Source organism: Thalassospira sp. GO-4, assembly GCF_023588965.1.
Taxonomy (GTDB): Bacteria; Pseudomonadota; Alphaproteobacteria; order Rhodospirillales; family Thalassospiraceae; genus Thalassospira; species Thalassospira povalilytica.
On the sequence record NZ_CP097807.1, the window covers coordinates 2,665,001 to 2,691,672 of the forward strand.

Sequence of the window (26,672 nt, forward strand, 5' to 3'; positions counted from 1 at the left end):
GTTTGTGGTAACCGGCCAGCCCGATGATATTGCGACCGAGGCCGGTCACCTTGCGATCATTCTGTCAATCGGGATGCCGGCGGCCCTGATCTATACGACCTGCGCCTTTTTCCTTGAAGGGTTGCAACGCCCCCTGCCGGGCATGATCGTCATGATCATCGCCAATCTTATCAATCTGGTTCTTGATTACGGATTGGTCTATGGCGCATTCGGCTTGCCCGAACTTGGGGCAGAGGGTGCTGCCTGGACATCAAGCGTTATTCGCTGGACCATGGCCCTGATCCTGCTTGGTTATGTTCTGGTCATGAAGGGGCATGATCAGTATGGCATCAGGAATGGATTTTCCGGATGGTGGCGCGGATCGCGCGATGCCAGACATCTTGGCTATGCCGCTGGCGCAAGCCAGGGCATGGAGACAAGTGCCTTTGCCGCGATGCAACTTTTTGCCGGCCGCCTTGGCGTTATCGCCGCCGCAAGTTATGGCATCGCGATGACCATGCTGGCACTTATGTTCATGGTGGCACTTGGACTGGCGTCTGCAACATCTGTCAGGGTCGGGATAGCCTATGGCCGTCGGGACCGGCCGGATATGGCACTGGCTGGCTGGATCGGATTGTTGACCACAATGATTGTCATGTTCGGGTTAAGCATCCCGCTTTATCTGTTCCCGGGCGGGGTTTCACATCTGTTCACACAAGATATCAATGTCATTGCAACCACGGTTTCGGTTCTGGTTCTGATGCCGATTATTTTCCCGACCGATGGCGGGCAAAATGCCGCGATCAGTGCATTACGTGGTGCAGGTGACAAATGGGCGCCGACCGTCCTGCATCTGGTGTCTTATATCTTTGTGATGATCCCGGCTGGATATTACCTAACATTCGAGCGCGATATGGGGGTACGTGGCCTGTTCTGGGGCATCGTGATCGCAAGTCTGGTGGCGGTTTGCGGTCTGGCGATACGGTTTGCCATTGTTTCGCGCCGCGCAATCCCGGACTATGTGGCGCGCGGTTGATCCGCCATCTGTTCAAACGAAAATCCCTGCAATGAAAAGGCCCGCCTGTGTGTTCAGGCGGGCCTTTGTTATTTATGCGCAGACTTGGGTTTTTGATGCTTAGGAGCGCGTCGCATCAAACTTGCGCCGTGGCATCAACAGATCGCAAAATGGCAGGACCAGCGTATCAAAAGCCGATGCAGCCCGTGCGGCATCTATGCGAATAATGTGTTGTTCGATATCGCGCTGTGTCGCCAATTCACCAAGCGGGGCCAATTCGGGCAGCGCATCAACAAGGGTCGTGTAAAATTCGATCTGGTCGGCCCGGGCCGTCCCCGAGGCAAGATTGCCAAGATGGTTATAAAGCGCCATGGCCAGGAACCAGCGACAATAAGGCATCAATCCCTGAAGGATTTCGGCACGTTGTTGTGGTTGAAGATATTGTTGCAGATCACTATCAAGCCACACCGCATTTTGCACACCGGCAATAAAAGCATTGCGCAAAGCCGGATATTCGTCGGTGAAAAAGACCGTCGTCAGCCAGCCTGACAATTCATCAAGTGACGTACGCCGGCTTTCCGGTGTGCTGTCGGCGGTAAAATCAAGAGCCGGCATCGGCGGTTTCCCCGACATGGCAAGACTTGCCACCGCCGGATCAATCAGGGCATTGGCAAGCCACGCCTGATGCCAGATTCGCATCGGTCTGAAGAAAGGCTCTTTTTCAGACCCGCCAGCATCGATCCAGCTTTCGATCAAATGCGCGCGGCCAAGACAAATACCCAGACGCAATGCGTCTTCAAACCCCATGCCCCCGACAAGTAACGGATCCCCCAGCATGTCTTCGAGGAGCGGCAGGCTTGTTGCAACGTGATCGGCACGAAGCCCGGCACCGAGCGGCTGATAAAAAGCCGCACCATCACCATGGGCAAGAACCGTGCGTGCATGTTTGGCAAACTTTCCCCAGAAAACCAGCCGAACCGGTTCGGCACGCTTGCGCCAAAGCGGGCGGGTCAAATGCCAGTTTTCCGTTTCAAATTCGGCAAGCGGCATCATGCCGACAAGACGGGCCAAGGGTTTTGCCACCGCCTGTTCCAGTGCATCCACACCGCCAACATGACCGATCGAAAGCCGCCATCCCGGTTGTTCATGGGGGTGGCGATCAAGCCAAAGCATGGCAAATCCCGATGCCCCTGCACGTTCGCCAGATGGCGCAACCAAATCAAAGAAAAGAGAAAGTGCGGATGGAATGTCGGGTACCAGATGGTCAGGCAATGCATCCCCAACCACCCAGGTCTTGACCGTTACGTCATCGGCATCGGGCCGGTCATGAAAACGCGGCGGCAAAAAGCCGGCATATTGGTTGGCAGAACTCAGTGCGTCGGTCATGGCAGCCTCGTAAATACAAGCGGGATAAGGTTCGCGCCGTCTGTTTGGTGCTGATACCCAACGCGATCAGTCAGGTCAATGAGATGCGCGCGCCATAGCGGTGCAACCAGATGCCTGCAATCGACAAGTTTGTGCTGTTCCTATGCCCGTGTGAGCCCGGCATGCCCGATGCTTGCTTCGCGATAAACAGATGGTGGCATTGCCATCAAACGTCTGAAATCCCGGGAAAAATGCGCATTGTCTGTAAAGCCGCACCAAAAGCCGATTTCCCCAACCGACAGGGTCGTACCACACAAAAGCCGGCATGCTTCGCGCACGCGGACCAAACGCAAAATATCAGAAAACCGACTGCTGGCCTGTTGCAGGCGTCGCTGCAACGTGCGGCCGGATGTTTCAAGTGCCGCAGCGACTTCGTCGATTGTCCAGCTGCGTCCGATATCCTGTTCAAGGATTGCAAAAAGTTGCCTGACAATTGGTCGTTGCGCACCAATTGCCGGCGCGGTTCCGGGCATATTGGCCAAGAAAGGATAGGACGAAGAGACCGGCTCAAAGCTGTTCCAGTTGATGCGGAAACGAAGCCCGCGACCGGTAAAGTCGAGCTTGTTATTGATCCGGCCCTTGCGCATGACACGGATGGCGGGGCCGTGGCTTGGCAAAATCGTACTGTCGATATTTTCGGCACCGACAGCTTCGAGAAGGCCGATTAAAAATCCCTGAAGAAGAAGGTTTTCAACCCGTGCAGGCGGCTGTCCGCGCACAACACCGCGATGGATGCTCATGGATTTTCCGGTAATGGAAAATTCGCTGCGTGCACGGGCGTGGGAATAACCTTCCAGACGGCGCCAACGGTCGGCAATGACCGCCGGTGTTGCCGAATGACGCAACATTGTCAGGATCGGTTCCTGTTCCTTGGCAGCGAGATGCCGACCAAGGCGCACCAGAACCGCCGGACCATTTGATTCTTCGAGCGCGAGCATGATGCTGCGCAGCTTGGCAGATGTGACAACAGTGCCCGCCGGGACCAGATCATACCCGCGCGGCAACCAAGCCAATTGCCGGATCAGGGCAACATGCAATCCGAAAGAAACAAATTCCTGCATCTAAACACGCCAAAATTCCAAGTTTGGCGCGATCATACAAACTATTGATTGCACTGTCAGCGCACGATCCAAAATGTCACGAAGCTGTTACATAACAGCATCTTCATCAGAACTTCCAATCAGCCAGACAAGCAAAGGACAGATGACGGATACAGGATGAGCATATGGCGGAACGCCACATATTGCCCGAACCGCCCGTGCATGTCAGTCTGGGCCATTCCGAATTCACATTTAACGGACATATGGCGTGATCAAGGTTCTTTTTGTCTGTACCGGCAACATTTGTCGGTCCCCCACCGCAGACGGGGTTTTCCGTAAAATTGTTGACCAGGCGGGACTTTCCAACCAAATCGGCATTGATAGTTGCGGGTTGTCCGCCTATCACGTTGGAGAATTGCCAGATCCCCGATCACGGGAAATGGCCGAAAGCCGCGGCTATGATCTGAGCGATATCCGGTCCCGCAAAATCAAGCCAAGCGACTATATACAGTTCGACTACATTCTGGCAATGGATGATGGCCATTTGCGCGACATGCGTCGTCAGGCCCCGTCGGAACATCAACATCGCATCGAGCTGTTTCTGGATTACCACCCCGAAATGGCCGGGCAAAGTGTCCCTGATCCGTATTATGGTGGCAGCAACGGGTTTGTCCGCGTGTTCGACATGATCGAAGAAACGTCAAACAATCTGTTGTCCCATATCCGTAAACAGCACGGCTTGTAACACTGCCACCAAAGATGGACAGAAATGCCGCAACATCACTGATTGAACGTTTGACCGGCTGCCCGGTCAAACAGATTACCCACATGTCTGGCGGTTCCTTTGCCGAGGTCATCCGGCTGGATCTGAGCGATGGCCGATCAGTTGTCGCAAAGATTGCAAACAGCGGCAAAGGCGACCTTGAGACAGAGGTAGAAATGTTGCGCTATTTCGCGAAACATTCCCCGATTGCCTGTCCTGATGTCATTCATGCTGACCAAGACTGTCTGGTGATGACCTATGTCGCAAATGACAACCGGATGTCACAAAGCGTTCAGCGTGATCTGGCCATCCAGCTTGCCGCACAGCATCAGGTTACTGCTCCGAAATTCGGTCTTGCGTTTGACACCCTGATCGGGGGATTGCACCAGCCCAACAGGTTCGAGCAAAGCTGGGTAACCTTTTTCGGGGAAAATCGCCTGCGACACATGGCGCAGGCAGCTCATCGCGAGGGGCAATTGCCCGCATCGCTGACTGTGCGGATTGATAACCTTATCCAGCGGCTCGATCATTTCATTGATGACAAACCACAAAGTTCGCTTCTGCATGGGGATCTTTGGGGTGGAAATATCCTGTGTCAGGATGGGCGGGTTGCGGCCCTGATTGATCCGGCAATTTATCATGGTGACCGCGAAATCGAGCTGGCCTTCGGGACGCTATTTGGCGATCTGGGACCGGATTTTTTTGGGCAATATCATGAAATTTTGCCAATCGCCCCAGGGTTCTTTGAAGAACGCAGGGATTTGTATAATCTTTATCCGTTACTGGTGCATGTGCGCCTTTTTGGTGCGCCATATGTCAGATCGGTTGAAAACATCCTTGAGCGATTTGGCGTTTAAGAGAGACCGCCTTTATCCAAAACAATTGTCGAAATACAGGGGACGAGAGAGTTGAAATTTCTAGCAGGAGCCGCCCTGGCACTTTCCATGACGGTCAGCATTGCCGCCATCGCCCATGAAGGTGCGAGCGGCGTTGTCAAAGAACGCATGGATGGCATGAAAGCCATCGGCCAGCAGGTCAAGATCATGGTACCGATGATGAAAGGCACATTGCCTTATGATCCGGCCAAGGTCGCCCAATCAGCCGAAATCATTGAACGTCACGCCGGTGAAAACTTCACCAGCCTGTTCCCGGAAGGCAGCGACGGAAAGCCATCAGAAGCCCATGCCGATATCTGGTCGGACTGGTCAAAATTCAACGACCTTGCCATTCAGCTTGAAACCAGTGCATCGGAACTCAAAACGGTTGCAGCCAATAACGGTTCGGAAGATGCCTTCAAGGGCGCGCTGGGTTCGGTATTGCGGACCTGCAAATCCTGCCACAGCAGTTTCCGAGAATAGGCAACAGGCCTGTCGCAAGACACTGCCAATAAAAAGGCCGCAGCACCCGAAATGCTGCGGCCTTTGTCATTCAATGTGCTATCGGCGCGATTAGCGACCGATCATCGCGAAAAATTCACGACGGGTAATCGGATCATCGCGGAATGCACCAAGCATCCGGCTGGTGACCATTGATACGCCGGTTTTGTGTACGCCGCGGGTACTCATGCACTGGTGGTTGGCATCAATCACCACAGCAACACCAAGCGGATCAAGTTCTTCCTGAATGGTGTTGGCGACCTGTGCCGTCATTTTTTCCTGAATCTGCAACCGTTTGGAATAGACTTCGACAACACGGGCGAGTTTGGAAATGCCAACAACGCGCTTACGCGGCAGATAGGCGACATGTGCGACACCGATGATCGGCACCATGTGGTGTTCGCAATATGACTCAACGCGGATGTCACGCAGGACAACCATTTCGTCATAGCCGTCGGTTTCTTCAAAAGTCCGTCGCAGAATCTCGGCCGGGTCCTGCTGGTAGCCCGCAAAGAATTCGCCATAAGAACGCACCACACGATCGGGCGTCCCACGCAATCCTTCGCGGTCGGGATCGTCCCCCGCCCAGCGAAGAAGGGTCCGCACCGCATCTTCTGCTTCTTCGCGTGTTGGACGTTTCACGGCGCTATGTTCGCTGCACATACTAAATCCTTTTGTCATTTCCGTGCGGGATAAATCCCGGCTTGGTGGGGCTCCTGACCCGCTTTTATATCAGTTCACAGTATGTTGCCCATGGGGACTGTCCAGAGAAAAGGCAGGAATGGCAATATCAAAATGATTGCCGTCCATGTCCATCATCTCATAGGTCCCAACCATAAAGCCACTTGGCGTCGCCAAAGGCGCACCACTGGTATAGTTGAAACGTTCCCCACCTGCGAGGACGGGCTGTTCGCCGACAACACCCGGGCCTTTGACCTCCTGGGTTTCCCCGCGTGAATCCGTAATCCGCCAGTAGCGACTAAGCAACTGGACGGTTTTGGATCCGAGGTTTTCAATCTCGATCCGATAGGCCCAGACATAGCGATGGCTATCAGGATCGGATTCATCCTCAAGGAATACGGGTTGCACCGAAACCTTGATGTCGTGGGTTACGGTCGAATACATGCACGTCTCCAGGCCAAATGTGTTCCATTCATCTTCTGTCAGCCAAGATCACAATTGATGAGCCATATGTAGACAGTCTGCATAAGAAGTACCAGTGGCCTGTCACAATAGTTGCGAAACAGTTTCGCCGCTACTGCCAGGCCGCCAGAACACCCTTCTAAAAGCAACGGCCCGCACATTGTACGGGCCGTTCCGATATCAGGATTACCGTATCACCATCCGTTATACGGAAAGGGCCGCCAGCAGATCTTCTTTCAGATCATCAATGTCTTCCAGACCAACAGACAAACGCAGCATGCCCTCGGTAATGCCCATCGTGATCTTGTCCTCGGCCGGGACACGCTGATGCGTTGTCGTCCAGGGATGGGTGGCCAGACTTTTGGCATCGCCGAGATTGTTGGAGATATCAATCAGATTGAGGTTATCAAGCAACGAAAAGGCTGCTTTCTTGCCACCGGCAAGCTCAATCGCGATCAATCCACCGCCCCGACCAGACATCTGTTTCATTGCCAGTTCATGCTGCGGGTGACTTTTCAGTCCCGGATAGATAACGCGTGACACTTGCGGCTGTTCCGACAGGAATTCCGCCAATGCCGATGCGTTGCGGATATGCTGGTCCACACGCAGGCTAAGTGTTTCAAGACCTTTGAGCAGCACCCAGGCGTTGAACGGGCTCATGCTCGGCCCGGTGTGACGCAGGAATGTCGTCAGGTGTTCGTCATGCCATTCCTTGTCGTTAAACAGGATGGCCCCGCCAAGACAGCGCCCCTGACCATCAATATGCTTGGTCGCGGAATAGACAACAATATCAGCCCCCAGTTCCATCGGCTTTTGCAGGATCGGGGTCGCGAAAACGTTATCGACCACGACTTTCGCACCTGCCTTGTGCGCCAGATCGGCGATAAAGGCGATATCAAGAACTTCCAGGGTCGGGTTGGACGGCGTTTCAAGAAAGACCGCATCGGCCGGCTTGGATAGGGCTGCTTCCCATGCTGCGTGATCCGTACCGTCGACCAATTCGGTTTCAACACCAAAGCGCGGCAAAAGCGTGGTCAGGATGAATTCACAAGACCCGAACAATGCGCGCGAACCCACAACACGCCCGCCTGCCTTGGTACAGGCCGCAAGCGCATTCCACACCGCCGACATGCCAGATGCGGTCGCCCGGCAGTATTTCGCGCCTTCGAGCAACGCAAGGCGTTCCTCGAACATGTTCACGGTCGGATTGGCAAAACGTGAATAGACATAGCGTTCCGGACCACTGCCATCAAAGGAGGCCTCGGCCTCGGCGGCGGTTTCATACACATATCCGGAATTCATAAAGATGGCTTCGGACGTTTCGGAGAAACCGGTGCGCGCGGTACCACCACGAACGGAACGGGTCGCGGCACGCCAGTTATCGGAAGCCTTTTTTTCGGTCGTCATCGTCTTGCTCCTAATATGCCCGAAGATATTGGTGCGTTCCGGGCACAAAAAAACCCTGACCGGCATGAATGGGTCAGGGCCGAAGCCGTTTTACCCCTCTTTAGCGATTTTTTACGTGGCCGCAAGCCGGTCGACAAATCCCACGATTGGCAGACGATACGTCCAGATTTCCCCGACGTCAAGCACCAGACCATCAGGATTTCTGCGCAGCTTTGTCTGGATTGATGCTTTGTCGGTGATCGCGATTTCCTCACGCAATGGTGAAAGCAGTTCATAAGCTTCTTTGGAGAATTCGCTCTAATCTTGCCGAAATTAATGCAATCCTGTTTATCGGGTTTTGCTCTTCACCCCGTCACCAGATCCATGCAAGAGCGTGAATTATATGACCAAAACCAGTTCAGCGGCGCCAACAGTGTCCGACCACAAAACAGAACATACAAATCAGAATCAGGCTGCGCGCAAACCGCTTTGGCGCAGGTTGCTGCCACTTTTGGTTCTGATTTGCGGCCTGCTTGCCGCCTGGAGCAGCGGCCTTCTGGATTTGCTGTCCTTTGACACGTTACGTGACAATCGCGACCAGTTGCAGGAACTCGTTGCCAGCAAACCTGTGCTCAGCATTCTGGGCTTTATGGCGATTTACGTGATTGCGGTTGCCCTGTCCTTGCCGCTTGGATCTGTTCTGACCATTTCAGGGGGCTTTTTGTTTGGTGCCGTACTCGGGACCACATATGTCGTCACTGCCGCGACCCTTGGCGCTGTCATCGTTTATCTTGCCGCGCGATACGCGTTTTACGATGTCATGCATGAGAAGGCGGGCAGTGCAATTCGGAAAATGGAAAAAGGCTTTTCCGAAAATGCCTTCAGCTATCTGATGGTCTTGCGCCTGATCCCGATATTCCCGTTCTGGCTGGTCAATCTGGTGCCGGCATTGCTCGGAGTGAAATTGCGCTCCTTTGCCATGGGGACCTTGCTTGGCATCATTCCGGGCACCTTTGTTTACGCATCCATCGGCGACGGTCTTGGTGCCCTGTTTGATCAGGGCAAGACACCCGATCTTGGCGTCATTTTCGAACCCCGAATTCTGACCCCGATTATTGGACTGGCTGTTCTGGCGATGCTGCCGGTTGCCTACAAGAAACTTCGCAAATCCAAAAATGAGGCCAGCTCAGATGAGTAAATTGATCAAAACCGACATCTGCGTCATTGGTGCCGGGTCTGGCGGTCTTTCGGTTGCGGCCGGGGCCGTTCAGATGGGGGCAAAGGTTGTCCTGGTCGAAAAGGGCAAAATGGGCGGTGACTGTCTGAATACAGGTTGCGTGCCCTCAAAGGCCCTTCTGGCGGCGGGTCATGCTGCCGAAAATGCACGTAAAGCTTCGCGGTTTGGCATTTCAACCGGCCCGGTAAGCGTCAATTTCGATCAGGCAATCGATCATGTTCATTCGGTAATTTCGGGCATTGCGCCCCATGATTCGGTTGAACGATTTGAAGAACTGGGTTGCGACGTCATACAGGCAGAAGGCAAATTCACAGGCCCCGACACCCTTGTTGCCGGTGACAGCACGATCAAGGCGAAGCGTTTTGTCATCGCAACCGGATCGCGCGCAGCAGTGCCCCCGATCCCGGGTCTTGATGCCGTTCCCTATTTCACCAACGAGAACATTTTTGAAAACCGTGTTTGCCCGGAACATCTGATTGTCATTGGTGGCGGTCCGATCGGACTTGAAATGGCACAGGCCCATCAGCAACTTGGCGCCAAGGTGACCATCATTGAAATGATGTCCATTCTGCCAAAAGACGATGGAGACATGGTGTCTGTGGTCCGCGACAATATCAAAGCCAACGGCATCACCCTTTATGAAGGCAGCAAAACCAGGGAAGTCCAGTCAAACGGTGACAACATTCGTGTCATCATTGAGCATGACGGCATCGAAATCACGCTTGAGGGCAGCCACCTTCTGCTTGCCACCGGACGCAAGCCGAATGTTGAAAATCTGGGCCTTCAGCAGGCAGGTGTTGAATATGAACGAACCGGTATCATCGTTGATGAACGCCTGCGAAGCTCGAACCGCAGGATTTTTGCGATTGGCGACGTAACCGGTGGTCTGCAATTTACCCATATGGCGGGATATGACGCCGGAATTGTCATTCGAAATGCCTTGTTCAAACTCCCGGCCAAGGTCAATTACAATGCGGTTCCCTGGGTGACCTATACCCAGCCCGAACTTGCCCAGGCTGGCATGACCGAAACCGCAGCGCGTGCAAAATATGGTGACAGTATCCGGGTTGTCCGATGGGATTATGCCGAAAATGATCGCGCCCGGGCCGAGGCAGATACAACCGGTTTCATCAAGGTCGTCACAACCGCAAAAGGCCGCATTCTGGGTGCCGGGATCGTTGGCCGTCAGGCCGGCGAGCTGATCGGGCTCTGGTCATTCGCGATTTCACAGAAAATGAAAATCGGGGCGATTGCCGGCATGATCGCGCCTTATCCGACCCTTGGTGAATTGTCCAAACGGGTTGCCGGTGCCTGGTACACTCCCAGCCTGTTTAGCGAAAGAACCCGAAAAATTGTTCGTTTCCTCCTCAAACTTGGCTAAGGGCCCGATGTCCTCAGGACAAACAAGCTTCTGTAGCGCTGTACTTTTTTGACGGTCTCTGACTAACATCTCCTTATGGAACGGCCGCATCTTAAATTGCCCCCATGGGCCAAATCGCTTTCCGCACGCCTGCTGGTGCTGACGGTCAGTTTTGTGATGCTTGCAGAGATCTTTGTCTTTGCCCCGTCCGTTGCGCGGTTCAGGGTCGACTGGCTCAAGGCACATCTTGATTCCGGCTATCTCGCGGCACTCGCGCTTGAAGCAACCCCAGATCAGATGATCCCCGATGATCTTGAAAAGGAATTGCTGTCAAATGCCGGGATTGAGGCCGTCATTCTGCGCCGCGAAGACCGCAAGCTTCTTTTGCAACGCGATGACATGCCCGCCAAGGTCGACAAGAACGTCAATCTGACTAACTTTTCCATTCCGATGGCGGTAATGGAAGGCCTGGCAACCTTGGCACAAACCGAAGACCGCATGCTGCGTGTCATCGGCATGCCGTCAATGGCACCGGATTTCGAAATTGAAATTCTGGTTCATGAAAAAGCACTGACCAAGGCAATGCGCAATTTTGGCTGGCGGGTGTTTGGCCTGTCGCTGATGATTTCGTTCTTTACGGCTGGTCTGGTCTATTTTGCGCTCAATCGGTTGCTGGTGCGTCCAATGCGCACACTGACACATGACATGATCCGGTTTCGCGAAAACCCCCAGGACAAATCATCGCTGATCACACCGGGTCTGCGCGATGATGAAATCGGTGTCGCCCGTCAGGAGCTGGCCATCATGCAGCAAGATATCCAGGCGATGCTCAATCAGCGCCGACGTCTGGCTGCTTTGGGAACGGCGGCCACCAAAATCAGTCATGATTTGCGCAATGCACTGGCAACATCGATGCTGATGACCGAACAGCTCGCCAAAAGTCAGGATGACGAAGTCCGTGCAGTCGTGCCCCGACTGCTGTCTTCGATGGAGCGCGCGGTTTATATCAGCGAACAAACATTGTCCTTTGCCCGCGAAACACCGGCACCTCGTGATCTGGCGAAATTCACGCTGATTGAACTGATCGAGGAGATCCGCGATCAGATCCTGTTGCAGAAGTCGGAAGACCTGATGGATGGGGCCGCTGGTCGTGATCTTGGCGATAAAGCCGAACCCTGCACCGCGCGCATCGACATCGATTTGCCCGACGATGTTATGCTTGAGGCAGATTATGACATGCTGTTTCGCGCCTTCAGCAACCTGATCCGCAACCCGCTCGAAGCGGGGGCAGACATCGTCACTGTCACATGGTCAAATCCGATTGCCGGAAAAACAAGCGACGAATCGGATCAGTCGCGCAGTTTCATTGAAGTTCTGATCAAGGATAATGGCCCCGGATTGCCCGAAAAGGCGATCAAAAACCTGTTCGTTCCCTTTGCCGGAAGTGGTCGCAAAGGCGGCACCGGCTTGGGGCTTGCCATCGCGCGGGAGTTGATAAGCACGCATAATGGCGAACTTCGCCTCGTTGCAACAGGCCCGGACGGCGCTGTTTTCGGTGTAAAACTGCCGATAATCACCTGATTTTGCTGCATTGCCCTATCGCAATGCGTCATATTGATAGTTTAAATCTATCAAAACATTTTTTATATTCAATTTTATCTTGGGAATGATCTTTGGCACCTTGTCTTCAAGGCGATGCCGGGCCGAAATCCCGATCCCCGATCCGCTCCTGACCCAAGGCTCGGTATCGCCTGATTGATTTCCCTGATCGGTCAATCACCTGCAAGAAGATCTCAAAAGCGTTGATTTTGGAAACAGACGCGCCTTGCGGTTGATAGAAACGATCAGACAGCTGAATAATCCTTGCCGGATTATCATCGAGGGACCATTCAAACGGTCCCTGACCCTCAACCCCTTGCTCCCCCCGGGCAAGGGGTGTCTTTTTATCGGAACAGATTTCTGGGCCTGCCTGATCAGTGTTCCATCCTAAAGCGGACGCACGAATGACTTGCGGATGTCTTCGATTTTCGGTCTCAAAAAGCAGCCCTTCGCATGGTCATTGACCAACCCCATTGCCTGCATGAAGGCAAAAACGGTTGTCGGTCCGACAAATTTCCAACCCCGTTTTTTCAAGTCTTTTGACAAGGCCACCGATGTCGGAGATGTCGACATTGTCTGCGGGGTCGCGATTTCCGTCGGGTCCGATTCAAATCGCCAGAAATAGGCGGCAAGCGATCCTTCGCGTTCGACCATTTCACAGGCACGCTGTGCGTTATTGATGGTAGCTTCGATCTTGCCGCGATGCCGAATGATCCCTGCATCTTGCAAAAGACGCGCTATGTCCGTTTCATCAAACTGCGCAACACGATGAAAATCAAAATCCGCAAAGGCGGCTCTGAAATTTTCGCGCTTTGACAAAATGGTGCGCCAACTCAGTCCCGACTGGAAACCCTCCAGACAGATCTTTTCGAAAAGACGTCGGTCATCCGTAACCGGAAATCCCCATTCGGTGTCATGATATGCGTTGAATTCCGGTGCTGCATCACACCATGAACACCGGCATTTCCCGTCCGGCCCGATCACAATCCTGTCCATTGCTCACGCCTTTAAAAATTCAAGCCGCGGATCGGTCTGCCCGGGCGCAATTTCAATGATTTCTGCCGATACGATGCCTTCAATCACAAACGGATCCTGATCGACCCGGACCTGAAGATCTTCACGCGTGACGCCATGGGCAAGAACCGCGCCACCCAAATTGGGCTGTAAATTTCCGACAACCAGAAACACGCCGTCCGCCAACCCCTTCTGGATCCAGGATTTATGACCGTCCATAAATTGTCCGGCACGGCTGCGGTTTTCCGCAAATTTAAGCAATACGACAAACATCTTTGCATTCCCTGTTCACGATTGAGCAGATCTGTTGAGATCGGAGATCTGGCCATCAAGCCAGTCACACATCAGCGTCACTTCACTTTGAAGAAACCCATTGTCGTCAAAGGCGTTTGCAAGGGTGGCGACACCTTGACTGCGCCCAAGAATATGCATTGCCAATCCATCGGATTTGGCGCCAAAGCCAAGGGCCGAAAACTGCCGGCCCAACCAGGTCCGAAACAGGGTAAATAACCCGGCGGCATCGCTTTGCGCCGAATGGTTAAGCTTTGCCAGCTCCGATGACAGGGTGCCAACCGGGCAGCCGAACTTTCGGATCTTCTCACCATTGACGATCAGGATATGGATAAAGCTTCGGATACGCTCAGCCGGGTCGTTGCCCGTGACTTCCCAGTGATCAAGCATCTGTTCGGTATTCGCCATGCGCTGATTGATCACCGCATCAAGGATGTCATCCTTGGTTTTGAAGTGATGGTAAAAATTGCCCCGTGAAATACCAACCGCACTTGCGATATCGGCAAAGGAAGTTGCTTCGAACCCTTGCTGATAAAAAAGACGATCTGCTGTCTCGATGATCCGGTCGCGCGTTGACATTACTTTCCCTGCTTTTGAACGACTAGGACATATGTCCTATTTCGAAGATTAGGTCAATTGTCCTAATTCGTCAACAGGCCCGAATCGAAACACCCGCAGGCGCGATACCTGCGGGTGTTTAAAATCATCGAACAAAGGGTGATCGATCAGTCGCGCCAGAAGGCCGGGAACAACAGAACCAAGACCGTAAAGACTTCCAGGCGCCCGATCAGCATCCCGATCGACATCAACCATTTTGCCCCGTCCGGCAGGGTCGCAAAGTTCCCCGATGGCCCGACAATCGGGCCAAGGCCCGGCCCAACATTGGCAATGGCCGTGCCGGCACTGGAAACCGCCGTAATGAAGTCCAGTCCCATCGCCCCAAGGGCCGCTGCCAGCACAACAAAGCAGAACACAAACAGGAAGAAGAAGCTCAAAACCGATTCTGTAACATCTTCGGAAAGCGGTTTGCGATTGTAATAGGCAATGAAAACCCCGTGCGGCCGCAACATGTGCGACAACTGAATTTTGGCGATCTCATAAAGCACCTGAAGACGGAAGATCTTGACCCCGCAGGTCGTCGACCCTGCACAGCCCCCGACAAACATCACAAAGAAGAACACCGTAACCGCGAATGGCCCCCAAAGGCCGTAATCGGTCGTCGCATAACCCGTTCCGGTCATCACCGACACGATGTTGAATGACGTATAGCGCAACGCATGAAGGAACGGCACACCATTGGTTTCCGAATGCCAAAACGCCAATCCGACAATGATCGAAACGGCAATGGTCAAAAACCAACGGACCTGACTGTCGCGGAAAAGCGCATTGCCCTGCCCGCGCAACATCTGCAAATACAGAATGAATGGCAATGCACCCGTCGCCATGCCAAGCGTGATGATGACGTCAATTGCAGCACTGTCGAAATGCCCGACCGATGCATCCTTGGTCGAAAAACCGCCTGTGGCAATCGTGGTCATGGCATGGGCAATCGCATCAAACGGCGTCATTCCCGCCCACCACAACAAGATCGCCCACAATGCTGTGAAACTCAGATACAGCATGGCGATGCCCATGGCGATTTGGGTCGCGCGCGGGAATGCCTTGTCCGACTTGTCGGAGTTTTCCATCCGGAAAAGCTGCATCCCGCCAACACGCAGCATCGGCATGACGGCAATCGCCATCACAATGATCCCGATCCCGCCGAGCCACTGCAACAATGCGCGCCACAGCAAAATTCCCGGCGGGGCCGTATCAAGCCCGACAATAACTGTCGACCCGGTGGTCGAGATTCCCGACATCGCTTCGAAAAACGCGTCGGTATAGGACATATCAAGATCGGAAAAGGCAAAGGGCAGCGCAGATGCCGCCGTCAGAACCACCCAGCTCAAAGTCGTCAGGATGAAAGCCTGTCGCGAATTGATCTTCAGATTGTCCATCCGGTTCATCATGATCAATGCACCGCCGACAAACAGCGAAACGAATGATGCCGCGGAAAACACGATCCAGTCCGACTGACCGTAATAAAGGTCAACCAGTGCCGGCACGAACATGCCTATGGAAAGCGTGCACAACAAAATGCCGACAATGAAAAGAATAGGACGGAAATCAATCAATGAAACGCCTCTTGGCATATAGTGCCGCATCTCCCCCCGGATGCTGCGGCATGATGCATTTGCTGTTCTGGTTTCAGGGGCAGCCCCAAAGGGCACTGCATAACCGAAATTGCGGACAACATGTACCCCATTCATGACAAGCAGCGGAATTCTTGGCACAAGCGTTGATAAAGTCCAGTCCTTTATCGGCTATGCGTTTTTGTTCTGGCAGGTTTGGCATAGGCGGAAATCCGCCATTTCCGGGTTGGCAGGACGTTTGATCGCCGCTATATCGGCGGGGTAAACAAATTCAAGAAAGAAAGCAGCCGCGGAAATGTCCGAACTCGCCAAAACCTTTATTCTGACCATCACATGCCCCGATACCTTCGGGATTGTCGCAAGCGTTTCAAGCTTCCTTGCCGACGAAGGCGCGTTCGTGACCAAACTTGAACAGTTTGGTGACCCCATTAGCAAACGCTTCTTTATGCGTGTCAAATTTGAAGCTGGTCGCGCCTTGCGCACGGATTCCGAATTTGCAGAAAAATTTGCACCGGTTGCCGAAAAATTCTCGATGCAGTGGAAACTGCACGACTTCCATCGCAAACCCAAAGTGTTGCTGATGGTGTCGAAATTCGGCCATTGCCTGAATGATATTCTGCACCGTGTTGCATCCAACAACCTGCATATCGAAATTCCGGCCATCGTTTCAAACCATGAAGACATGCGCGGCATCGTCGAATGGTACGGCATCCCCTATTATCACCTGCCGGTCAGCAAAGAGACCAAGGCAACCCAGGAACAGAAGCTCCTTGATCTGGTCGGGGAATATAAGGCTGATCTGGTTGGTCTTGCCCGCTATATGCAGGTGCTTTCAACCGACCTTTGCCAGGAACTCGAAGGGCGTTGCATCAACATCCATCACTCGTTCCTGCCAAGCTTCAAGGGTGCGAAACCCTATCACCAGGCCCATGCGCGCGGCGTGAAACTGATCGGCGCAACGGCGCATTACGTGACCGCAGACCTCGACGAAGGTCCGATCATTCATCAGGCTGTCGAACGCGTTGATCATACCATGACCGCTGATGACATGATCGAAATCGGTCGTGATATTGAATCGGTAGTATTTTCCCGCGCCATTCAAATGCATTGCGAACATCGCGTGTTCCGCAACGATCACAAAACCATCGTATTCCGCCGCTAGTTCCGGGCATACACACGCAAAAGTTTCACGAAACCGCCAGTCACCTGATTGGCGGTTTCTTTTGATTCAAACCAAATTAATCGCCGACTGCATTTGGCACCCCGTGCCATTTTGGCCCGTGCAATGATCCGTTCTTTCCCGTAGATTACCAAACCGGAAGTGCTGAGCATAAAACAGCCAGCGATATAAGGTTTTATCTTTGGGGAGCTTTCCGTGCACGGGAAGAAATTATATTTCGCTATCGTTTTATGCGTTCTTCTTGCGGTTGGTTTTCTGACCACAAGTTTTGTAAGCTTTTATGTCGCACGGGATTCGCTTGAAGAACAGATTTCCGAAACCACACTTCCGCTAACCAGCGATAATATCTATTCCGAAATCCAGCGTGACCTGCTTCAGCCGATCTTTATTTCGTCGCTGATGGCCCATGATACCTTTGTGCGCGACTGGGCCTTGTCCGGCGAGACCGATGAAAAACGCATCATCAAATATCTGACCGAAATCCAGTCACGCTACGACACCATCACGTCTTATTTCATCTCGGATAAAACCCGGAACTATTATCATCCAAGCGGCGTGATCAAACAGATCAGCGAAGATGACCCCGCCGATGCATGGTACTTCCGGGCACGCGATGCCAAAAAGCCTTATGAAATCAATATCGACCATGACACGGTCGATCGGTCCCGCATGTCGATCTTCGTCAATTATCAGGTGCTCGACTATAACGGGAATGTCATTGGCATAACAGGCGTCGGATTGTCGGTCAGTTCAGTTACCAACCTGATTGAAACCTATCAGAACCGGTATGGCCGGACGATCTATTTTGTCGATACCCAGGGTCATGTGACATTGCGCGGCAGCGGCTTTGGCGATGCGCAAAATTTGCACGAACGCCAAGGCATGCGCCATCTTGCCACACAGATCCTGACATCGCCGGGTGCCTCGATGTCGTATGAGGAAGATGGCCATACATATTTCGTCAACAGCCGCCTTGTACCGGAATTCGGATGGCTTCTGATCGTTGAACAAAGCGATTATTCGTCAAATGGCCGACTGCAAAACACCCTGTTTGCCAATATCGGTATTTCGCTCCTGATCACCGTCATCGTTGGTCTTGTTGCCTATCTGACGGTTCGCAATTACCAGAACCGGCTCGAAGAACTGGCATCACGGGACAAGCTGACCGGAAGCCTCAATCGTCAGGTCTTTGACATGGTCTTTGACCAGACAACCAAAACTGCCCGTCGTCAAAAGACACCATTGTCTGTCATGTGTTTTGATCTCGACGGGTTCAAAAGCATCAATGACACCTATGGCCATCCGGGTGGTGATGCGGTTTTGCGCGAAGTTCTGACATCGATCCGCACCAATGTGCGTGAATCTGATCTGATTTGCCGTTGGGGCGGGGACGAATTCGTGGTGATATTCCCCGAAACCGGCCGTCAGGACGCCATGATCAAGGCCCGCGAACTCGCCGATAATATCCGCGAAGCACCTGTGCGGTTTGGCCGTGACCAGATCCTGATTACGATCAGCGCCGGTGTGACCGAGTATCGCGACGGCGAAGACCTTGAAACCCTGATGGCGCGCGTTGATAACGCGCTATACACCGCCAAGGCATCCGGACGCGATCATATTTCACTGGCGTGAATGGCCTGACCGGCCCGACACGGCGCCGACAAAACCCTGTCAAAACAAATGGCCCCGCCAGATGATCTGGCGGGGCCATTTTCATAACAGGATCAAAGCCGGGTTTAGTCGGCGATCGATGCTTCTGCAATCTGGACCGCGTTAAGGGCCGCACCTTTGAGAAGCTGGTCACCGGCAACAAACAGTTCCAGACCATGATCCCCAAAGATAAGGTTAGAACGGATACGACCGACTTCGACGTCATACTGTTTGGTCGCGGTCAACGGCATCGGATATTTGTTGTTTGCCGGATCATCGACAAGTTTGACACCCTTGGCCTTGGACAGAACTTCGCGGGCCTGCGCCGGGGTAACGGCCTTTTCGGTTTCCACGACGATCGCTTCGGAATGGGTACGCTCGGTCGGGATACGAACCGCGGTGCACGATACCGGCAGATCCGGCGCGCCAAAGATCTTGCGCGTTTCCCAGGTCACCTTCATCTCTTCGCGGGTGTAACCATTGTCCTGGAAGCTGTCGATATGCGGGATAACGTTGAATGCCAGCGGATGGGCAAAGACTTCTGCCGGAACCGGCTTGCCTTCAAGACCCGAAGCCAGACCTTCGCGCAGTTCGTTCATGCCCGGCTGACCCGCACCCGATGCCGCCTGATAGGTCGACACGATGACTTTCTTAAGGCCAAACGCCTGATGCAGCGGCCAAAGTGCAACCGCGGCAATCGCCGTGGTGCAGTTCGGGTTTGCGATCAGTTTCGCGGTCTTGGCAAGGTCACCATTGATTTCCGGCACGATCAGCGGAACATCGTCATTCAGGCGGAATGCCGACGAGTTATCAATCACCAGCGCACCTTCGGCGATCTTCGGCGCATATTCCTTGGCGAAATCACCCGAAACAGCAAGGAAGACAATGTCGCACTGCTTTGCTTCTTCGACAGAGAACAGCGCGACGGTCTTAGTGCCAAACTTAGTCTCCACGGTCTTGCCTGCTGAACGCTCGGATGCGAACAGGGTGAGTTCACCCACAGGGAAGTTACGATCAAACATAACGTTGATCAGCTCGACGCCAACCGCACCGGTTGCGCCGATCACACCGACATGGAGATTTTCGGCACTCATAATACTTGTCTAACCTCGTATAAAAATTGTTGTCGTATTCGACTACCGCGATCATTCGCGGGCCGCGCATTATAGGGATTTATCAAGGTAACGCAAATGTACCTTACTGCATCGCACTTATGCGCGGAAATGTTCTGTCTTTAACGCCCCTGACAACAGTTTGTTCCATGTCGTTTTTCATAGGCCAGACGCAAAAATCCGCCCTTCGACAGTACCACCGCCAAGCAGGTGTCGAAGGGCGGATTTAACCGTCGTGAAGACGGCATTTCCAGACATCAGCAAAGAATCGACCAGCACGGGCCGTGCCGGTCAGACATTCACACGATCAGAAAAGACAATGTTTGGCGAAATCCGCGGCCTCATTGGCCGTCCAGTCGCCTTTGGGCTTTTCCTTAAGATCGGCACACCATTCCTCGCTACCGACTTCCGGTGAACAGGCCGAAACCACACCGGCAATCATCAGCACCGAAAAAACGGTGGCCATTTTGCGCGTGAATTTGTTTTGCAGCTTCATGTCCGTGTCCAGGTTAGTTTGTTCGTTTGTTTTGTTTGTTGCCTTCACAACATTGCACAAACCTGTATTAAACCCGGCGCGCCGTCTGTGGCGTCCGTCACAGCCGTTCGATAATTCCTGAAACAAGGAGTGACGGGGTTAATCCCGCCAGAATGACGGCATCAAAAGCACCAGAAGGGTCTCGAATTCAAGTCGCCCAAGAACCATCGCGATATCCAGAATCCATTTTGCAGAATCCGGCAAGGACTGGAAATTACCCGCCGGCCCGATGATGTTGCCAAGACCCGGCCCCACATTGGCAAGTGACGTTGCCGCGGCACTCATCGACGTGATCAGATCAAGCCCCGTCATGCCAAGCGCGATGGTCACCGCGATATAGCTGACAGTCAGCAAGAACACATAAACCGTCACGGCATTATAGATGTCGGACGTGATTTCATGCCGGTCAATACGGCTGACCACGACAGCTGACGGACTGCGCAGCCGCATGAAATGGGCACGCAACCCGGTAAACACGACATAAAGACGGAACATCTTGAAACCGCCGGATGTAGACCCGGAACATCCACCAATGAAGGTCGCAAAGAAAAACAGCATTACTGCTGCCGGTCCCCACAAAAGATAGTCCCCCGACGCAAACCCGGTGGTCGTTATGACCGACACAAGGTTAAATGCCGCCATGGTCAAAGATCGGAACAGGCTGTCATCTGAAATCTGGGCCAAACGGAACGTCAGCAACACGGTAAAGCCCGCGATGATCAGACAGAACAGCTTGATCTGCTGATTGCCGATTACGGCCTGGAAATTGCGTTTGCGCAGCACCACGGCATAGGCGGTAAACGGCAATCCACCGGCAAACATGAACAGAATGGCGATCCAGTGCAGCGACAGGCTGCTGTCAAACTTGGCAAAGGACAAATCCGACGTGGCATAGCCACCGGTCGACAATGTCGTCATCGCATAGTTGATGGCGTCAAACCAGTTCATGCCAAATACGCGGTACAAAACAAGGCACACGAAAGTCAGGCTGCTATAGATCAGGACGATCTGCAAACACATGTCGCGCATGCGCGGACTAAGCTTTTCTGATCGATCGGAACTTTCCATCTGGAAAAGCTGCATCCCGCCAACCCGCATCATCGGCAACAATGCCAGCGCGGTGACAATGATCCCGATCCCGCCCAGCCATTGCATGATGGACCGCCACAACAGCAACCCCGGTGGCAACTGGTCAAGCCCGGACAGAATGGTCGAACCCGTTGTCGTCAGACCCGAAACCGTTTCGAACACGGCATCGCAAAAACTGATATCCAGCGACGAATACCAAAGTGGCAATGCCCCGGTCACACTTACAGCAATCCAGGAGACAACCGTCAGGACATATCCCTGACGGGCAGTAACACGCGGCCCGATATCCGATCGGCAGGCAAGGCACGCCATGCCGCCAAGTCCGATGGTCGTGATCGATGCCTGGGCAAAGATTTTCCAGTCAGGATTACCGTAATAAAGATCCACGGCAGCCGGCACCATCATCGAAATCCCGATGATAATGACCATAACCCCGACAACGAAAAAGATGGGTTGCAGACGAAACAAAGAAGCTTCCCTGTCAGCAAAAGACAAACCCGCTTGTAGCGCCAAATCCGGATCAATGCATCCTGTTATTGCGCATGGCACCTGCCACGCTGCATGCGGTTTCAGACCTTAAAATCAAAGCCGGTCATCATTTTGCCGTTCTTTTCCCTTGTTCTTTTGATCTATCCGATGTGTCATTCGTCAAAGACCGATCCGTCGCCCAACCATCGAGGTCCCGTTGCAGCGTTTTGTCCGCCTTCTCATTCTGTTCGCAGTTCCCCTTCTGTTTGTCCTGGCGGTCTATGCGCAGGGCGGGCCGGTACATGCAGCAGACAAAACCCAGCACAGGGACAAGCTCGCCGGGCTGGAAGCCGAAGGACGTGATGTTGTCGTCATTGATGGCGATACCATCATCATCGACAATGTTGTTGCCGATATCGCCGGCATTGACGCCCCCGAACTTGGCCAGCAATGCCTTCATAATGGCAGTTTCTGGGATTGCGGCATGTCTTCGGCGATGCAGCTTCGCAAATATTTTGCCATGGCACCGTTCCCGGTACAGTGCTGGCCCGGGGATCAGGAACGCTCGTCCAAACCGGGTGATTTCCCCATCGTGGAATGCGGAATTGGGGAACGTGACGTTGCCGCTGCAATGATCAGCGATGGCGAAGCACTTCCGATAAGCGGCTATTCACATCGCTATGATCGTTTGTCCGCAGAAGCCGACAACGCCGAAATCGGCATTCATGGCGGTGACATGATTGCCCCGGCCGACTGGCGGGACGGAAAGCGCCTTGAAGGTGAAACAGGTCGATGCCTGTTCGTCGCGACAGCAGACCACCACTATATCGGCACACTTGATCCGCGCTTTACTAAGATCAATCAGGCAACAAACACCGAACTATGCAGCGACGAAGAAGCGCGCACCAAGGGCTATTCTTATGCCCCGTGATCACGCCAAGTGAAGCTTCCTGTTCTTTGCACGAGACAGCCGACAGATACCAATCACCCAAAGCAGTTCGATCAGCAAAGTTACTATCGCCCAACTGACGATGAAGACTGTGACGCCACCTGGAAGTTCGACCATAACATATTCACCATCGACTTTGCCGCCGACACGGTGCAGGTAAACCCAAACAATCGGCAACACCGAGATCGGGACCATCAATGCAACACAGGCTGCAAAATTCGCCTTTGGCCATTTTACCGACCTTTTGCCTTGCTGCTTTTTCACATAAAGCCACCCCCCGGAAAGCGACAATCCAGCCAGGACAAGACCGAAAACAAACCAGACAACCTTGCTGGCGATCCCTGCGAATGTTCCAAAATGCAAAATATCGACCGTTTCAGACCAGCGCCAATAGGTGTTTAGATCTTCGGCATACTGATTGAATTCAATCTCGCCACTGGCGGGATTGATGAACAGTTTGTTTGCCCGGTCTCTTACCAAAACATCATCGGATTGGCCGATAACGTAAAAAAATCCTGCACGGTCAGGCTGGATCGTTGTGATGTGCAAATCAGGACGCGCCTGCCGCGCGATTTCAATCAGTTCTCCAACAGCCAACTTCTCCAGCCCCTTGTTTCCGGGACCTGGCAACTGATGAACTGCCAACGGATAGGCATCGACCAAGGCAAATTTTTCATCACCAAGTTTGTAGCGCGCTTCTTCAAACAGATACCAGGCACCGGTAAACGCCATCAACAAAACGAACCAAAGGCTCCATAGCCCCGCAAACTTGTGCAGGCTGCTCCATAGGCTGATTTTTGTTCTTCCTAGACGCAGTTGAAAGAAGCGCTGCCACCACCGTTTAAAAAAATACAACGCTGAGAACATCGACAGGAACAGCGGAATGGCAAACAAACAGACAAGGAACTTGCCAACGCCATAAAGACCGAAAAACGCCTCGTGAAACTCGCGAAAGAACCTTTGAACTGTAAAGATGGACTGGCTTCCGGAAACCTCGGATGTCACTGGACTAAAATACACGAACAAGCGTGCGCCATTCGGTTCCTTGACTGTGAACCGTGCGGCGGAAACTTTGTTTACCGGGGCTTCGGCGAGTTCGATTTTGGCACCAGGATAAGCACGTTCCACGACCGAGAAAGCGGTAGAAAAGTCGAACGTTTCGTCTGCTGTGGCTGTGCGGGACTCAGGCATAAGAAGCCAATCGATTTCCGATGATAATGCGGCAAAAGCCCCACTCCAACATATGGAAAACAACATCAGCCCCAAATACACGCCGATCCAGCTATGCCAGTCAAACCAGTTTGGTTTGACTGGCAATTTCGCTGATGATTTCCAGTCTCGAAGCATCAAAATTCGACTCTGACACTTCCAAACAGGGTTCTTGGATTACCGACACTCACACGGTATGTCCCGCCCGAGGCCACGTAATAGTCCTCATCCGTTACGTTTTTGACGCCAAGGTCAAAGCGAATACGCGACTCATTTCTAAGTGGCAGATAATACCAGACACCAAGATCATAGACGGTATAGCTGCCCAGTTCGAACGTATGACCATTGTCGCCATAGCGATCACCGACATGCGTCAAGCCGCCACCAAAACCAAGTCCCTTGAATTCACTTGCGGCATCCTGGAATTCGTAACTTGCCCAAAGGCTTGCCGTCATATCTGGCGTATTTCCCGGACGGTTACCATCATTGGCATTGTCGCTGACAATTTCCGACCCAAGGAAGCCGACACTTCCGCGCAGGTTCAAGCCTTTAACCGGTGTCGCGGTGACAGAACTTTCAAAGCCGCGCGAACGGATCCCCCCAGTCAATTGCGGTGTGCCATTAACAGATTCGACCACGTTTTCCTGCTCAATATCAAACAGTGATGCGGTCAGAAGCAAACGATCCTTCAAGCCAGACCATTTTGCCCCGATTTCATACTGGCGCCCTTCTTCCGGGGAAAACACTGCTGTTGTTCCATTACCGCTATAAATATTCTGCGACTGGAACGTCTCGGCGAAGGATGCATAAAGTGACAACTGTTCAACCGGCTTCCACAGAAGTCCTGCCGATTTTGTCAGTTTGCCATCGCGTTTCGGATCTACCCCTGACAGAGCACCGGTCAGCTTGTTTTCAGCACTGTATTCATTGTCAAAGATCTCATACCGTGCGCCGAGTGTCAGCGTCACGTCATCGGTAAGATGCAAGTCACCCTGTGCGTATGGTCCATACGAGATTTGCTCGACCTCGGTATATTGCCGAGAGCGCGGGTTGGACGTCGTATTGTCAACCAGCGTGAAGGAAGACGGATTTGAAACGGTGCCACCAACCTGATCCTGACCAGAGAAGTTGGTCCAGGTTTCATATTGATGTCGCAGCTCGACCCCGGAAACCAAATCAACCGGTCGCCAAAGATCGGCTTCACCACGCAGTTGCATACGCCCGAACGCAGTGCTGAGTTCGCGATCGTCATTGCCCTGCACACGTCGGGTTAAAACACCTGTGCTTGAAACATTGGTTACCTCGTTGCGCAGCTCGTCAACCTGTTCATAGGCATAGAAAAGCTTGCTTTCGAGGAACCAGTCATCATCAAAGACCGGAACAGAGTTATCAAGCTCCCAGATATGCGTCGTCACATCACGGTTGTTCAGGTTGGTCTGATCAAATCGGGTATCAAGCGACACATTTGCGATCTCTCGGCTGCTACCGCTTCCGGGGACCGTGACAACGCCACGGTCAACAGGTCGCTCGTCATGGGTATATTCATAACTGAAATCAATCATTGAACCGCCATCCGTCATCCATGACATCGCGCTGTTCAAGAATTGCCGCTCGATCGTGGCATCGCGGAAATTTTCGCTATCCTCGGCAGAGGCCGTAACACGGTAACTAAACGCGTCACTTTCCCCAAGCGGTCCGGTCACATCAGCCAAGGCCTGTTTCTGACCATGCTCATTGAAAGTCGTAACTGCATAGGCTTGCTGCTCATAAGACGGCTTTTTGGTAATGACGTTAACCAGTCCACCTGGCGTCATCTGACCGATTTCTGCCACCGGCCCTTTGATTATCTGCACATTGTCTACGGTTGACGGGTTGATGCGGCCATTGGTTTTAAGCCGCACCCCATTGCGATAAATATCGTCGCGGCGACGAAAACCACGAATAAGAAAGTCTTCACGACTACCGCCATAACCATCCATATTCACGACGTTCGGTGACAAACGGTATACGTCTTCAAGCTCCTGTGCATGCTGATCAAGCAGCAATTGCTCCGGAATAATTTCTACCGTTCGGGGGATCTCGGTTACATCTTTGGGAATCATGGTTCCCGTCTCGGCATACCGACTGTCATACCGGGATTGTCGCGTACCGATGACCTGAATGGTATCGAGTGTCATCTCGTCGGCATCGCTATTTGCATCAAGCCGGTGCAACGTGATCGAGTTTGCTGATGTGTAACTGAATTCGACATTGCTGTCTTTCAGCAGGATATCAAGAGCCTGATCTGCGGTATATTCGCCAACCAGTGCTGACGAAGCATGTTGGTAAATCGACTGTTCCGTATAAAGGATCTGGATACCGGTGATGTCGGAAAATGCCGTCAAAGCCTGTGGCAAGGGTTGGGCCGATATATCGAATTGGAACAGTATCTGATTTTGTTCCTGCTGATCGGCGTCTTGCGCAAAAGCACCTTGTGCAAACGCATATTGAAAGGCCAACAACGATGCCCCAACCATCAGTTGCCGTCCGATCTTCATATTCATTAAGCTGACCACGTCAGTCCCCCAAGTCTTCAAACACAAAAATGCGAATAGGTCGCATTGACATCGTGCATATAAAGACGCGAGAGAACTGAAAGTCCCCTAGACGTCAGGGAACAT

The 26,672-nt window shown here is 52.9% G+C and carries 24 protein-coding genes and 1 riboswitch (1 of these 25 cut by a window edge); of the genes, 10 read left to right on the forward strand and 14 right to left on the reverse strand.

The window, feature by feature from the left end:
• Positions 1 to 1,015 carry the 3' portion of an MATE family efflux transporter gene (locus M9H61_RS12335; RefSeq protein WP_250280710.1) on the forward strand. It extends 413 nt beyond the left edge of the window, so only the last 1,015 of its 1,428 coding nucleotides appear in the window; its start codon lies beyond the left edge, outside the window; it ends in the stop codon at positions 1,013 to 1,015.
• Positions 1,016 to 1,114: 99 nt separating this feature from the next.
• Here M9H61_RS12335 and M9H61_RS12340 read toward each other — a convergent pair whose 3' ends face one another.
• Together M9H61_RS12340 and M9H61_RS12345 are read right to left on the reverse strand one after the other, a co-directional pair.
• Entirely contained in the window at positions 1,115 to 2,380 is a 1,266-nt protein-coding gene (locus M9H61_RS12340) for a hypothetical protein (RefSeq protein WP_250280712.1), read from the reverse strand.
• A gap of 140 nt (positions 2,381 to 2,520) precedes the next feature.
• Positions 2,521 to 3,480 carry an AraC family transcriptional regulator gene (locus M9H61_RS12345; protein ID WP_068517844.1) on the reverse strand — a complete coding sequence of 320 codons (960 nt, stop codon included), beginning with the start codon at positions 3,478 to 3,480 and terminating at the stop codon, positions 2,521 to 2,523.
• 247 nt (positions 3,481 to 3,727) lie between these two features.
• On the opposite strand from M9H61_RS12345, the gene M9H61_RS12350 reads away from it, so the two are divergent.
• Genes M9H61_RS12350 through M9H61_RS12360 form a run of 3 tightly spaced genes read left to right on the forward strand, consistent with a single transcriptional unit; the run spans position 3,728 to position 5,580 of the window.
• Complete coding sequence (locus M9H61_RS12350) at positions 3,728 to 4,204, forward strand: low molecular weight protein-tyrosine-phosphatase (RefSeq protein WP_250280715.1); 477 nt, start codon at positions 3,728 to 3,730, stop codon at positions 4,202 to 4,204.
• A 14-nt stretch (positions 4,205 to 4,218) separates the two neighbouring features.
• Positions 4,219 to 5,079: a fructosamine kinase family protein gene (locus tag M9H61_RS12355; protein WP_250280716.1), complete on the forward strand. Its 861-nt coding sequence runs from the start codon at positions 4,219 to 4,221 to the stop codon at positions 5,077 to 5,079.
• Positions 5,080 to 5,130: 51 nt separating this feature from the next.
• The gene (locus M9H61_RS12360; protein ID WP_250280718.1) at positions 5,131 to 5,580 is read left to right on the forward strand and encodes a cytochrome c; all 450 of its coding nucleotides are present in this window, start codon (positions 5,131 to 5,133) and stop codon (positions 5,578 to 5,580) included.
• 90 nt (positions 5,581 to 5,670) lie between these two features.
• On the opposite strand, the gene folE is transcribed toward M9H61_RS12360, so the two are convergent.
• The 3 genes from folE to metZ all read right to left on the reverse strand — a co-directional run bounded on the left by folE (position 5,671) and on the right by metZ (position 8,148).
• Positions 5,671 to 6,261 carry a GTP cyclohydrolase I FolE gene (gene folE / locus M9H61_RS12365; RefSeq protein WP_068517759.1) on the reverse strand — a complete coding sequence of 197 codons (591 nt, stop codon included), beginning with the start codon at positions 6,259 to 6,261 and terminating at the stop codon, positions 5,671 to 5,673.
• Between the two features lie 69 nt (positions 6,262 to 6,330).
• Positions 6,331 to 6,723, reverse strand: coding sequence for a Co2+/Mg2+ efflux protein ApaG (apaG, locus tag M9H61_RS12370; protein WP_250280720.1), 393 nt, complete (start codon positions 6,721 to 6,723; stop codon positions 6,331 to 6,333).
• A gap of 222 nt (positions 6,724 to 6,945) precedes the next feature.
• The gene (gene metZ / locus M9H61_RS12375; RefSeq protein ID WP_068517762.1) at positions 6,946 to 8,148 is read right to left on the reverse strand and encodes an O-succinylhomoserine sulfhydrylase; all 1,203 of its coding nucleotides are present in this window, start codon (positions 8,146 to 8,148) and stop codon (positions 6,946 to 6,948) included.
• A 79-nt stretch (positions 8,149 to 8,227) separates the two neighbouring features.
• Positions 8,228 to 8,302, reverse strand: a riboswitch (SAM riboswitch).
• 258 nt (positions 8,303 to 8,560) lie between these two features.
• Here metZ and M9H61_RS12380 point away from each other — a divergent pair.
• The 3 genes from M9H61_RS12380 (at position 8,561) to M9H61_RS12390 (ending at position 12,305) form a co-directional block, all read left to right on the forward strand.
• Positions 8,561 to 9,325: a TVP38/TMEM64 family protein gene (locus M9H61_RS12380; protein WP_250280722.1), complete on the forward strand. Its 765-nt coding sequence runs from the start codon at positions 8,561 to 8,563 to the stop codon at positions 9,323 to 9,325.
• Positions 9,318 to 10,745, forward strand: a complete 1,428-nt coding sequence (locus M9H61_RS12385) for an NAD(P)/FAD-dependent oxidoreductase (protein ID WP_250280728.1) — start codon at positions 9,318 to 9,320, stop codon at positions 10,743 to 10,745. Before M9H61_RS12380 ends, M9H61_RS12385 begins: the two co-directional genes overlap by 8 nt.
• Positions 10,746 to 10,820: 75 nt before the next feature.
• Positions 10,821 to 12,305, forward strand: a complete 1,485-nt coding sequence (locus M9H61_RS12390; protein ID WP_250280730.1) for a HAMP domain-containing sensor histidine kinase — start codon at positions 10,821 to 10,823, stop codon at positions 12,303 to 12,305.
• 405 nt (positions 12,306 to 12,710) lie between these two features.
• Here M9H61_RS12390 and M9H61_RS12395 read toward each other — a convergent pair whose 3' ends face one another.
• From M9H61_RS12395 to M9H61_RS12410, 4 genes are all read right to left on the reverse strand, one after another.
• Positions 12,711 to 13,319, reverse strand: coding sequence for a DNA-3-methyladenine glycosylase I (locus M9H61_RS12395; RefSeq protein WP_250280732.1), 609 nt, complete (start codon positions 13,317 to 13,319; stop codon positions 12,711 to 12,713).
• Positions 13,320 to 13,322: 3 nt separating this feature from the next.
• Positions 13,323 to 13,610 carry a YciI family protein gene (locus M9H61_RS12400; RefSeq protein WP_250280733.1) on the reverse strand — a complete coding sequence of 96 codons (288 nt, stop codon included), beginning with the start codon at positions 13,608 to 13,610 and terminating at the stop codon, positions 13,323 to 13,325.
• Between the two features lie 15 nt (positions 13,611 to 13,625).
• Positions 13,626 to 14,207, reverse strand: a complete 582-nt coding sequence (locus M9H61_RS12405) for a TetR/AcrR family transcriptional regulator (RefSeq protein ID WP_250280739.1) — start codon at positions 14,205 to 14,207, stop codon at positions 13,626 to 13,628.
• 146 nt (positions 14,208 to 14,353) lie between these two features.
• Complete coding sequence (locus M9H61_RS12410; RefSeq protein WP_228195114.1) at positions 14,354 to 15,820, reverse strand: TrkH family potassium uptake protein; 1,467 nt, start codon at positions 15,818 to 15,820, stop codon at positions 14,354 to 14,356.
• Positions 15,821 to 16,115: 295 nt separating this feature from the next.
• On the opposite strand from M9H61_RS12410, the gene purU reads away from it, so the two are divergent.
• Both purU and M9H61_RS12420 read left to right on the forward strand, forming a co-directional pair.
• A complete protein-coding gene (gene purU, locus M9H61_RS12415; protein WP_250280741.1) occupies positions 16,116 to 16,982 on the forward strand; it encodes a formyltetrahydrofolate deformylase in 867 nt (288 codons plus the stop codon).
• Between the two features lie 213 nt (positions 16,983 to 17,195).
• Entirely contained in the window at positions 17,196 to 18,632 is a 1,437-nt protein-coding gene (locus tag M9H61_RS12420) for a diguanylate cyclase (RefSeq protein ID WP_068517780.1), read from the forward strand.
• A gap of 104 nt (positions 18,633 to 18,736) precedes the next feature.
• Here M9H61_RS12420 and M9H61_RS12425 read toward each other — a convergent pair whose 3' ends face one another.
• The 3 genes from M9H61_RS12425 to M9H61_RS12435 all read right to left on the reverse strand — a co-directional run bounded on the left by M9H61_RS12425 (position 18,737) and on the right by M9H61_RS12435 (position 21,854).
• Complete coding sequence (locus M9H61_RS12425; protein WP_114112322.1) at positions 18,737 to 19,744, reverse strand: aspartate-semialdehyde dehydrogenase; 1,008 nt, start codon at positions 19,742 to 19,744, stop codon at positions 18,737 to 18,739.
• Between the two features lie 325 nt (positions 19,745 to 20,069).
• Entirely contained in the window at positions 20,070 to 20,258 is a 189-nt protein-coding gene (locus M9H61_RS12430) for a DUF3012 domain-containing protein (protein WP_250280743.1), read from the reverse strand.
• Between the two features lie 138 nt (positions 20,259 to 20,396).
• Positions 20,397 to 21,854 (reverse strand): TrkH family potassium uptake protein, encoded by a 1,458-nt coding sequence (locus M9H61_RS12435; protein WP_250280745.1) that lies wholly within the window; start codon positions 21,852 to 21,854, stop codon positions 20,397 to 20,399.
• Positions 21,855 to 22,071: 217 nt separating this feature from the next.
• Between M9H61_RS12435 and M9H61_RS12440 the strand changes: the two genes are divergently transcribed.
• Entirely contained in the window at positions 22,072 to 22,785 is a 714-nt protein-coding gene (locus tag M9H61_RS12440; protein ID WP_250280747.1) for a thermonuclease family protein, read from the forward strand.
• On the opposite strand, the gene M9H61_RS12445 is transcribed toward M9H61_RS12440, so the two are convergent.
• Both M9H61_RS12445 and M9H61_RS12450 read right to left on the reverse strand, forming a co-directional pair.
• Positions 22,786 to 24,150, reverse strand: coding sequence for a PepSY domain-containing protein (locus tag M9H61_RS12445; protein ID WP_250280749.1), 1,365 nt, complete (start codon positions 24,148 to 24,150; stop codon positions 22,786 to 22,788).
• Positions 24,150 to 26,555, reverse strand: a complete 2,406-nt coding sequence (locus M9H61_RS12450) for a TonB-dependent receptor (protein WP_250280751.1) — start codon at positions 26,553 to 26,555, stop codon at positions 24,150 to 24,152. The genes M9H61_RS12445 and M9H61_RS12450 overlap by 1 nt, the downstream gene beginning before the upstream one ends.
• Positions 26,556 to 26,672 lie beyond the last annotated feature (117 nt).